At 37.6% G+C, this 11458-nt stretch carries 10 protein-coding genes and 1 pseudogene; 10 read left to right on the top strand and 1 reads right to left on the bottom strand.

Annotation, left to right across the window (positions count from 1 at the left end):
- The first annotated feature begins 341 nt into the window (after positions 1–341).
- The 6 genes and pseudogenes from HMPREF2887_RS10550 (at position 342) to HMPREF2887_RS07210 (ending at position 4364) form a co-directional block, all read left to right on the top strand.
- On the top strand, positions 342–635 hold the full coding sequence (locus HMPREF2887_RS10550; RefSeq protein ID WP_232043644.1) for a hypothetical protein: 294 nt from the start codon (positions 342–344) through the stop codon (positions 633–635).
- A gap of 54 nt (positions 636–689) precedes the next feature.
- Positions 690–893 carry a hypothetical protein gene (locus HMPREF2887_RS07195; RefSeq protein ID WP_051148118.1) on the top strand — a complete coding sequence of 68 codons (204 nt, stop codon included), beginning with the start codon at positions 690–692 and terminating at the stop codon, positions 891–893.
- A 2-nt stretch (positions 894–895) separates the two neighbouring features.
- Positions 896–1048, top strand: a complete 153-nt coding sequence (locus HMPREF2887_RS10555) for a hypothetical protein (RefSeq protein ID WP_232043643.1) — start codon at positions 896–898, stop codon at positions 1046–1048.
- A gap of 57 nt (positions 1049–1105) precedes the next feature.
- Entirely contained in the window at positions 1106–1381 is a 276-nt protein-coding gene (locus HMPREF2887_RS10560; RefSeq protein ID WP_021001849.1) for a hypothetical protein, read from the top strand.
- Positions 1371–2291: a hypothetical protein gene (locus HMPREF2887_RS10565; RefSeq protein ID WP_235044310.1), complete on the top strand. Its 921-nt coding sequence runs from the start codon at positions 1371–1373 to the stop codon at positions 2289–2291. Before HMPREF2887_RS10560 ends, HMPREF2887_RS10565 begins: the two co-directional genes overlap by 11 nt.
- A 382-nt stretch (positions 2292–2673) precedes the next feature.
- Positions 2674–4364 (top strand): annotated as a pseudogene (locus HMPREF2887_RS07210) (phospho-sugar mutase).
- A gap of 53 nt (positions 4365–4417) precedes the next feature.
- Here the strand turns inward: HMPREF2887_RS07210 and HMPREF2887_RS07215 are convergent.
- Positions 4418–5386 (bottom strand): NAD(P)/FAD-dependent oxidoreductase, encoded by a 969-nt coding sequence (locus HMPREF2887_RS07215; RefSeq protein ID WP_057489706.1) that lies wholly within the window; start codon positions 5384–5386, stop codon positions 4418–4420.
- 126 nt (positions 5387–5512) lie between these two features.
- On the opposite strand from HMPREF2887_RS07215, the gene HMPREF2887_RS07220 reads away from it, so the two are divergent.
- The 4 genes from HMPREF2887_RS07220 to HMPREF2887_RS07235 form a co-directional block, all read left to right on the top strand.
- Positions 5513–8056 carry a M1 family metallopeptidase gene (locus HMPREF2887_RS07220; RefSeq protein WP_057489705.1) on the top strand — a complete coding sequence of 848 codons (2544 nt, stop codon included), beginning with the start codon at positions 5513–5515 and terminating at the stop codon, positions 8054–8056.
- Positions 8057–8215: 159 nt separating this feature from the next.
- Positions 8216–8959, top strand: a complete 744-nt coding sequence (locus HMPREF2887_RS07225) for a DeoR/GlpR family DNA-binding transcription regulator (protein ID WP_041784124.1) — start codon at positions 8216–8218, stop codon at positions 8957–8959.
- Complete coding sequence (gene pfkB / locus HMPREF2887_RS07230; RefSeq protein ID WP_021001843.1) at positions 8956–9867, top strand: 1-phosphofructokinase; 912 nt, start codon at positions 8956–8958, stop codon at positions 9865–9867. Before HMPREF2887_RS07225 ends, pfkB begins: the two co-directional genes overlap by 4 nt.
- Positions 9864–11458: PTS fructose transporter subunit IIABC (locus HMPREF2887_RS07235; protein ID WP_261673876.1), on the top strand; the 1595-nt coding region annotated here is incomplete at its 3' end. The genes pfkB and HMPREF2887_RS07235, both read left to right, overlap by 4 nt.

Genomic DNA, 11458 nt, shown 5'->3' on the forward strand with positions numbered 1-11458 from the left:
TTCTAAATGTGTCTACTTTTATAAGTATAATGCATAATAGTAAAAATGTGGAGGAGAATATGGAAAAGAGTACAGAAACTATTGAAGCTATTTTAGAGGCATATCAACAAGCTGATGATGATGCAACAGAAATTTTATCTTATATTTAATTCTATTTCTAAACCAGTGGAACTAAAAGAATCATCCTTACCCTCATTGGTTAAAAATCTCGAAAATAAGGAATCAGATGTTACAAAAAAATATATGAGTTATGCATCCATAGTCGGGGAACGGTCGCAGCAGCAGTAGGAACTTCGGTTACCACAGGAATGTTTTCCATCGGGCTAGCTACTGGAGGGACAATGGCAGTTGGCGGACTGGGATTAGGAATGATTACTGGATTAAATATTGTATCGATTCCAGCATTGGCATTGCCACTCGCATTAAAAATGTTAAGGAATGCAAAAGTAAAAAGATATCAAAAAGATAACCAAGAATCAATGAGGCAAAAGAAGAAACTTGAAGAAGGAAAAAAGAAACTTACCATTTGGATTTCTAATTTACAACAGCGTGTAACAGAATTAGATGAAATAATACATAAAGATATGAGTAATAAATTCACTGAATACAAAGAAAAAACAAAGAAATTTGCATAAGATATTTCAATACAGATTGATGATTTTCTTAATGTAGATGTAAATAAGAGAATTTTGAAATATAACGAAGTTATTTTGAAGCAGTATAAATTACAAAAAGACTTGGAAGAAAAAGTAGATTTTTTGTTTGATGCATATAATAAAATGCATACTGAAAACCAAGAGTTAGAAAGGCAGATAAATTGTTTAGTTAAACTCTTGAATGCTATAAATTGCCCAGCATCTGTAATCAATAAGGCCTTGAATGAGGAGACATAAATATGATTTCTTATAGAGAAAAAGAGATGATAATGGTCATGAAATTTATGGCTGATCATTCTAGTGATTTTGCAGAACAGCTTATGGATACTCATAAGAAGATGACTGGTAGCGAAGCGGTTGTCGAATCAATTAATATACTTCCTGAGATATAGAATTATGCCTCTTTAGTAGAGTATGTTAACAGCCAAGGGTATGATACGATTTTAAGAATGGAAGATTTGTTATCTGAGGAGGATCTGGCTCAACTTGAGAAAGAATACGATGATAATGAAAGTGAGTTCAAAAGTCAAACAGGTTTGAATAAAACTGATGCTCTTTTTATTCTTATTGCAGTAGTATTGCAAATGATTCGTCAATTCTTACAACCCTCTGTTAATTTTGATTTGTTCAAAAATAAGAAGGATAGACCGTCACACAATACTACCGCTGATGAGGCTAAGAAATCTGTATATGATAAAGACAAAAGCAAGTACTATGAAGAATAAGGCGGAGAGCGACAAAACAAAGGGCTCAAGATATTATCATGCCTCACTTCAAGAAATAGCAGATATAAATCATGTTCCATACGATGTGGTGAGTGGTACAAGAAAATTTAATGTGAAGCTTAGCGGAACGAATCATAGAGCCAAGACATTAGGACATGATCCTTGGTTGGGTTATTTATTTGGAACTTGTAATATTTTAACAAATACTATGTCACTTGGAAAAGACAATGCATTTCGTACATTACATGTAGGAAAGGACACATCGGGTAAGCCAGCTGCTATAGTTGAGGCAAATCCGATAAAGATGTTTGAATATACGGTAAAAAGATATAAAAAATCAAAGGCAACAATAGGTCTAGCATTTATTAAGCAAGCCTACCATATTAAATCTGACGAGTATTCGAAAGAAGGATTAAGCTTACCATTTTTGCAGTTGTTGGTAGATTCGGATATTATCAAGGAATTATGTGAGTCAGGAATAGACTATGCGAAATTGGATTTTTGGGGATCAGTCGGAGTTCAGATAGCATTAGCAGAGATGATTAATTACGTAATTTCTGTTGCTCACAGAATTACGATTATTTGCGAAGAAAATAAAAAGAATAACGAAACGATAACTAAAGATCAGTTACTTCAATCACTAAAGAAAAATGTAACTTTACATGAAGTGAGAACAAGAAAAGTTATTATAATTTCTGAAAGCATAGCGTCTTTGGTAAATGCTGGTATTGTACTTATTACAGTAAAGAGAGGAGCTGGAGATTTGGTGAAAAAGGTTGATATTGGGGGATATATTTCAACTATTTTTCACTTGTTTAATGATATTAGATTTATTACAAAAATAAAAAAAGATTTTATTGCAAAAGCTATTGAAGAAAATTATCAAGACAAATTAGTACAAGTTAAGTAGTTTCTAATATGTCTCCTGTAATATTGCTACTATGATATCAAGCTTTAGCAGGAACCAGACTATGAATTCGAGAAAGTTCATCCTGCAGTCTTGTTTTTACATGCGCATTACGTTGAGTCTGTTGATCTATTATCTAAGCTAGATGTTGCTTATCAGGATATTCTTGCATTAGATGAGAATGATATTCAATTTATTGATTAAAATTTACCTAATCAACAATCACCCACAGAGAGATAAAATCTGTGAAGTTTACATATAAATAACTGTTTTAAACAAAAAACTGCAAGCGTTTTAAAGAAAAATTGGAAAAAGGATTGATAAAAACGAAAAGGTAGTATAGAATGGAATTATTGAGAAATAATATATTAAAAGGAGTCGTTATATGGACTACAAAGAAGTTTATGAACAATGGCTAAACAATGATTTTTTCGATGAAGAAACAAAAGCTGATTTGTTATCTATTAAGGATGATGAAGCTGAAATTGAAGATCGATTTTATAAGGGACTTGAATTTGGAACAGCTGGTCTTCGTGGGAAATTGGGTGCTGGTACCAACCGCATGAATAAATATATGGTAGGAAAGCAGCACAAGCATTGGCTGAAACACTAAAAGATCATGGTGAAGAGGCTGTTAAAAGAGGTGTTGCAATCAGCTATGATGTTAGATACAAATCAAAAGAATTTGCTGAACTAACATGCTCTATTATGGCTGCACACGGAATCAAAACATATATTTACAATGGCATTCATCCTACGCCAATGTGCTCGTATGCAATTAGAAAATTGCACTGTAAAGCAGGAGTTATGGTAACGGCTAGCCATAATCCACAAGAATACAATGGCTATAAAGCGTATTGGGAAGAAGGTTCACAGATTTTAGATGATATTGCAGGACAAATTGCAGGTCATATGGATGAAATTGTGAATTTTGAAGACATCAAATCCATTCCTTTTGAAGAAGCCTTGGAAAGCGGTCTTGCAAATTATATTGATCCATCTGTCGAAGAAGATTACTACCACGAAGTTCTCAATCTAACAATCAATGAAGATGTTGATAAATCTATCAAGGTTGGCTATACGCCTTTGAATGGTACAGGAAATATTCCGGTTAGAGAAATTTTAAAAAGAAGAGGATTTGAAAATATCTATGTCGTAAAGGAACAAGAATTTCCTGATCCAGATTTTACAACAGTTGGTTATCCCAATCCAGAATTTCCAAAAGCATTTGCCTATTCTGAAAAGCTTGGAAAAGAAAATAATTGTGATATTTTGATTGCCAATGACCCAGACTGCGATCGTGTTGCGCTGGAAGTAAGAAATGCAAACGGTGATTATGTCTTTTTAAACGGAAATAAGATTGGTGCTTTGCTTTCTTATTATATTTTCTCACAACGTTCTGCTCTCAATATTTTACCTGAAAATCCTGTCATGGTGAAATCTATTGTTACAGGTGATTTATCTAGAGCGATTGCGAAGAAATATGGTATTGAAACAGTAGAAACCCTGACTGGATTTAAAAATATTTGTGGCAAAGCCAACGAATATGATCGTACTAAAGAAAAAACGTATGTTTTCGGTTACGAAGAAAGTATCGGTTTCTGTTATGGAACATTTGTTAGAGATAAAGATGCTGTCAGTGCTTCTATGATGATCGTGGAGATGGCTGCTTACTTTAAGAAACAGGGTAAGACTCTGTTAGATGTTTTAAATGATATTTATGCAGAATTTGGTTTCTATAATGAAAGACAAGTTTCTCTTGAGTTAGAAGGTGTAGAAGGTCAAGAGAGAATCGCTCGAATGATGGAAGAATTTAGAGAACATCCGTTGACAACAATTGGAGCAATGGAACTTGAAAAAGTGATTGACTTTAAAGATGGCTATCTTGATTTTCCAAAACAAAACTGCTTGAAATATTACTTTAAAGATGGTTCATGGTATGCACTCAGACCGTCAGGGACCGAACCTAAAATCAAACTATACATCTATTCAATTGGTAAAGACGAAAAGGAAAGTGTTGAAAAACTTGACCTCATCGAAAAGGCTTGCCGAGAAAAAATGGATAGTGTGAAATAAGCACATATAAAAACATGAGGTTCTTCAAAAGAGAACCTCATGTTTTTTGCTTTTTAAAGACTGGTCGAATGTTTTGGCTGTATTTTTTGGTCGGGATAGATATAGTTCATAGCATTGTTGATAGCTGTAGGAGCTTCGCCTAGTCCTGTGGCTATCAAATCAATCTTTCCGTCGTAACTACAGCAATCTCCAGCAGCATAGATACCTGCGACAGAAGTTTCTTGTTTGCTATTGACGATAATCTTGTGGCGATTGAGTTCTAGTCCCCATTTTTTTAAGTTTCCAACAGATGATTTGAAGCCATAATTGACAAAAAGCTGATCAAGCGGCAAGAGCTCTGTTTCATTGCTTTTCACTTTAGTAATCTCAAGATGAGTGAGTTTGTTTCCATCGCCTATAAGTTGACTTGGGACAAATGGTGTTTTAATCGTGACAGTAGAAGCTTTTAGCTCATTGACACTGTGTTCTAAAGCACGGAAATTATCCCTGCGGTGAATGATGCTGGTCGGTGCAATCTTATCAAAAGCCAATGCCCAATCAACAGCAGAGTCACCACCGCCTAGAACAACAATATTTTGCCCAGCGTATTGATTGATATTTGACACGTGATAGTGAATGTTTTCAAATTGGTCTACATTTTCTAGCTCCAGCGGACGTGGTTTAAAAGCACCACCTCCCATAGCAATCAAAATGGCTTTTGAGATGTGTTTTCCTTTGCTAGTTGTTAAGGTAAATAATTCATCGTTTTTTTCAATATCTAATACAGTCTCATTGAGATGTATGCTTGTTTCAAATGTTTTTACTTGATCAATCAAATGCTCAATCAATTCTTCACCTGTTAGATTGATAAAACCAGGAACATCCAGAATTTTCTTTTCAGGATAGAGAATGGCTGGCTGTCCACCGAGCTGAGGCAGCGAATCAATCAAATTTACTTTTGCTTGACGCATATGAGCATAAAAAGCAGCAAAAAGACCCACAGGTCCCCCACCAACAATCGTAATATCAAAAATTTCAGACATGATTTCTCCTTAAAATAGTAACGTATTTCTATTTTATCACAAAATGAGGAAAACGATAGAGAAATTGTGTTAGGACACGTGAATTATGTTACAATAGTTACAGATTATATTATTAAGGAGACATACATGCAAGCAGTTGCACATTTTATTGAAACATTTGTTCCAGAACATTATGATATTTTTTTAGATTTGAATCGGGAGCAAAAAACATTCACAGGTAAGGTCAGCATTAGCGGGGAAGCAAAGGGAGAAAAAATCTCTCTTCATCAAAAGGATTTGACAATCCAATCCGTTGAGGTAGCTGGCGAAGCTCGTCCTTTCTCTGTAGATAATGAAAATGAAGCAGTTTACGTTGAGCTTGGTCAAGCAGGAGTTGTTGAAGTAACGCTGACTTATAAAGGTAAAATTACAGATAATATGACGGGGATTTATCCTTCTTACTATACCGTTGACGGAGTCAAAAAAGAAGTTCTTTCTACTCAATTTGAAAGTCATTTTGCACGTGAAGCCTTTCCAAGTGTAGATGAGCCAGAAGCAAAAGCTACGTTTGATCTTTCTTTGAAATTTGACCAAGAAGTGGGAGAAGTCGCACTTTCAAACATGCCAGAAGTCGATGTAGAAAATCGAAAAGCAACTGGCATCTGGAAGTTTGCAACGACTCCTCGCATGTCGTCTTATCTTTTGGCGTTCGCGGCTGGTGATTTGCAAGGCGTTACAGCAAAAACGAAGAATGGCACCTTGGTGGGGGTATACTCTACTAAAGCCCACCCTGCTTCAAACTTAGAGTTTGCCTTAGATATTGCAGTTCGCTCTATTGATTTTTATGAAGAATACTACGGGGTAAAATATCCGATTCCTCAATCTCTGCATGTAGCTTTGCCAGACTTTTCTGCAGGAGCTATGGAAAATTGGGGCTTGGTCACTTATCGTGAAGTTTATCTTTTAGTAGATGAAAACTCAACTGTTACAAGCCGTCAGCAAGTAGCTCTTGTGATTGCTCACGAATTGGCTCACCAATGGTTTGGTAACTTGGTTACAATGAAGTGGTGGGATGACCTTTGGCTCAATGAAAGTTTTGCCAATATGATGGAATATGTCTGTGTGAACGCTATTGAGCCAACTTGGAACATTTTTGAGGACTTCCAAACAGGAGGCGTTCCACTGGCTCTAAAACGGGATGCAACTGACGGTGTTCAATCTGTCCATGTGGAAGTCAAACACCCAGATGAAATCAATACCTTGTTTGACCCAGCGATTGTTTATGCCAAAGGAAGCCGTCTCATGCACATGCTTCGTCGTTGGCTAGGAGATGAAGATTTTGCAAAAGGCTTGAATGCTTATTTTGCCAAACATCAATATGGTAATACAATTGGTCGTGATTTATGGAATGCTCTAGGTGCAGCTTCAGGACGTGACGTAGCAGCCTTTATGGATTCGTGGCTAGAACAACCAGGCTATCCTGTTTTGACAGCGATTGTGGAAAATGACACTCTCAAAATTTCTCAAAAACAATTCTTTATTGGAGAAAAAGAAGAAAAAGGTCGTCTATGGGTTGTACCGTTAAATAGCAATTGGACTGGTATTCCAGATACTTTAGAAACCGAAACTCTTGAAATTCCAAATTATGCAGCTCTTGCAGCTCAAAATGAAGGAGCACTTCGTTTCAATACAGAAAATACGGCGCATTACATTACTGATTATCAAGGGGAATTGTTGGATAATATTTTAGCAACTATTACGGACTTGGATAATACAAGTAAGTTGCAAGTGGTGCAAGAACGTCGTTTGTTGGCTGAAGCTGGTTTCGTTTCATTTGCAGACTTGATTCCAGTGGTTAAAAAATTGACCAATGAAAGATCTTATCTTGTAGTATCTGCAGTGAAGTCTGTGCTAACTAGTTTGAAGACTTTTGTGGACGAAGGGACAGAAACAGAGGCAGCCTTTAAAAAATTACTCGTTAAGCTGAATCAAGCTAACTTTGACCGACTTGGTTTTGAAGCGAAAGACGGTGAAACAGATGAAGATGAATTGGTACGTCAAATCGTTGTGGCAAATATGATTGCAGCTGATGATGAACAAGCGAGCCAAAAAGCGAGCCAAATCTTTGAAACCTACCAAGAAAACATGGAAAAACTTCCAGCAGCCACTCGCTTGCAAATTTTGATTAACCAAATCAAACACCATGAGACAAAAGAATTGACCGATCAATATCTATCAACCTACATTACAACGGTTGACGGTAACTTCCAACGTCAATTGGCTTCTGCTCTATCTTATACGAAGAATGAAGCAACTCTAGCGCATCTTTTAGAAGAATGGAAAAATAAAGATGTTGTGAAACCACAGGATTTAGCAATGAGTTGGTATTTTACTTTCTTACAACATGATTTCACACAAGGAACTGTCTGGACCTGGGCGCGTGACAATTGGGATTGGATTAAGGCAGCTCTTGGCGGAGATATGAGCTTTGACAAATTTGTCATTTATCCAGCAAATATCTTTAAAACGCGTGAACGCTTGGCAGAATACAAGGCCTTCTTTGAACCACAATTATCTGATTTGGCAATTAGCCGTAACATCAGCATGGGAATCAAAGAAATTTCCGCTCGTATTGATTTGATTGACAAAGAAAAAGCAGCTGTTGAAGCAGCAATCAAAGCTACAGTATAACAGTATAGAAAAGAAAAGGTTGAATGCGAATTTCAGCCTTTTCTTATTGCATTTTGCTGTTTTATTAAAAAAGTGATAGTTTTTGAAAGAAAATGCTTGACTTTGAAATGAATTGGTGTATAATAAATCTGTAAACGATTGCAGGAAGAGGTGAGGTCTATCTTAAAATCAGAACGCAAACAGGTAATTTTAGAGGAAATCAATCATCATCAAGTTGTTTCTCTGGATAGCTTAGTTCGTTTGTTAAATACGTCTGAATCAACAGTTCGTAGAGATTTAGACGAATTGGAAGATGAAAGAAAGCTGCGCCGGATTCACGGTGGAGCAGAAAGCATTCATTTCCTTCAAGAGGAAGAAAGCAATCAAGAAAAATCTATCAAAAACGTTCAAGATAAATTGCGAATTGCTCAAAAAGCGGCGGAATTGATACAAGAACAGGATGTTATTTTTATTGATGCTGGAACGACAAATGAATTGTTAATCAATGAGCTTTCAAGCAAACATATGACGGTTGTAACCAACTCCATTCACCATGCTACAAAGTTAGTTGAGAAAAACATTCCAACGGTTATTATCGGAGGAGTTGTCAAAAGCTCAACAGATGCTAGTATCGGTGGTGTTGCTTTGAACCAAATCGGTCAGTTGAATTTCAATAAAGCTTTTATTGGTATGAATGGAATTGATGAAAATTTCTATACAACGCCTGATATGGACGAAGGAGCAGTCAAGCGAGCGATTCTTGAAAACGCCAAGCAGACCTACATCTTAGCTGATGCTTCAAAAATCGGTCATTCCTCTTTCGTGAAAGTCGCCCCTATCAAACGTGCTAGCATTATTACGAGTGCATGTGCCAATGAGCAATTGGAAAAGATAAAAGAAAAAACGGAGGTTATTGAAGTATGATTTATACTGTTACGCTTAACCCTTCTATTGACTATATTGTTCGTTTGGATAAGGTCAATGTTGGAAGCGTGAATCGTATGGAAAGCGATGATAAATTTGCTGGTGGCAAAGGCATCAATGTCAGTCGTGTGCTCAAACGTTTGGGAATTGATAACACAGCGACTGGCTTTATAGGTGGTTTTACTGGAAAATTTATTACTGATACCTTGGAAAATGAAGCGATTGCGACTAATTTTGTTCAAGTGTTAGAGGATACGCGTATCAACGTCAAGATTAAAGCAGATGCTGAGACAGAAATCAATGGAACGGGTCCGACCGTCTCACCAGAGCGATTGGCAGCATTAAAAGATATTCTTTCAGGGCTGTCAGAGAAAGATACAGTTGTCTTTGCAGGGTCAAGCAATAAAAATTTAGGAAATGTCGTCTACAAAGAGTTAATTAGCCTGACGAGACAAACTGGAGCACAAGTCGTTTGTGATTTCGAGGGACAAACACTTATTGATTCACTGGAATTTCAGCCATTATTGGTCAAACCAAACAATCATGAACTGGGTGATATTTTCGGAGTGAAGCTGGAAAAGCTGGATGAGATTGAGAAATATGCTCGTGAAATTCTAGCCAAGGGAGCCCAACATGTCATTATTTCTATGGCAGGTGACGGTGCCTTGCTGGTGACTCAGGACGGAGCATATTTTGCAAAGCCAATCAAAGGAATCGTAAAAAATTCTGTTGGGGCTGGTGACTCAATGGTTGCAGGCTTTACTGGTGAATTTGTTCGTTCAGGAAATGCTGTTGAAGCTTTTAAGTGGGGAGTAGCTTGCGGAACTGCAACAACCTTCTCTGATGATTTGGCGACAGCCGATTTCATTAATAAAACGTATGAAAAAGTAGAGGTAGAAAAAATATGAAGATTCAGGACTTACTGAGAAAAGATGTAATGTTGCTTGATTTACAAGCGACTGGAAAAACAGCTGCTATTGATGAAATGGTTCATTGTTTAGTTGACCGTGGTTATGTGACAGATTTTGAAACATTCAAAGAAGGAATCTTGGCTCGTGAAGCTTTAACGTCAACAGGCTTGGGCGACGGGATTGCCATGCCACACAGTAAAAATGCGGCAGTCAAAGAAGCAACCGTTCTTTTTGCAAAATCAAACAAAGGTGTGGATTATGAAAGTTTAGACGGGCAACCGACAGATTTGTTCTTCATGATTGCTGCACCAGAAGGAGCGAACGATACTCACTTGGCTGCACTTGCAGAATTGTCACAGTACCTGATGAAAGATGGATTTGCAGACAAACTTCGTCAAGTAACTTCACCAGATGAAGTGATTGCATTATTTGACCAAGCATCTGAAAAAGCAGCAGAACCTACAACGGTAGCACCGGCAACCAAAGATGGTGATTTCCTTGTTGCGGTAACAGCATGTACAACGGGAATTGCACATACTTATATGGCGCAAGAAGCTCTTCAAAAGGTAGCGGCTGAAATGGGAGTTGGTATCAAGGTTGAAACCAACGGTGCTAGTGGTATCGGAAACAAACTGACCGCAGAAGATATTCAAAAAGCAAAAGCGGTTATTATTGCGGCTGATAAAGCTGTGGAAATGGATCGATTTGACGGCAAGCCATTGATTAACCGCCCAGTTGCTGACGGTATTCGTAAGACAGAAGAGTTGATTAACTTGGCATTGTCAGGAAAAGCAGAAGTATATCATGCAGCCAATAAAGCAGCTGCGTCCTCTTCAGCGAATGCAGCAGGCGGTTTCTACAAACACTTAATGAGTGGTGTTAGCCAAATGCTTCCATTCGTTATTGGCGGTGGTATCATGATTGCGGTGGCATTCTTGATTGACCAAGCAATGGGAGTACCAAAAGATCAATTGGCAAATCTCGGTACTTATCATGAGTTGGCAGCTATGTTTAAGAATATTGGTGGCTTGGCCTTTGGCTTTATGCTTCCTGTACTTGCTGGTTATATCGCTTATTCTATTGCTGAAAAACCAGGTTTAGCGCCAGGTTTTGTAGCAGGTAGTATGGCTTCAGCAGGTCTTGCTTTTGGTAAAATTCCATTTGCAGAAGGTGGGAAAGCAACTCTTGCACTTGCTGGTGTACCTTCTGGTTTCCTTGGAGCCCTAGTGGGTGGTTTCCTTGCAGGTTACGTTGTAAACTTCCTTAAAAAAGCCTTGAGTGGTCTTCCAAAATCGCTTGAGGGTATCAAGTCCATTCTACTTTATCCATTGTTGGGAACCTTGCTAACTGGCTTCTTGATGTTGTTGGTGAATATTCCAATGGCAGCTATCAATACTGGCTTGAATAGTTTCCTAGAAGGCTTATCTGGTAGTTCAGCTGTCCTCCTTGGACTCGTTGTAGGTGGTATGATGGCTATTGATATGGGCGGTCCCTTCAACAAAGCGGCTTATATCTTTGGTACAGGAACTCTTGCAGCAACTGTTTCAACAGGTGGTTCAGTTGTAATGGCAGCGGTTATGGCTGGTGG

The organism is Streptococcus sp. HMSC071H03 (genome assembly GCF_001813035.1).
Classification (GTDB): Bacteria; Bacillota; Bacilli; order Lactobacillales; family Streptococcaceae; genus Streptococcus; species Streptococcus anginosus.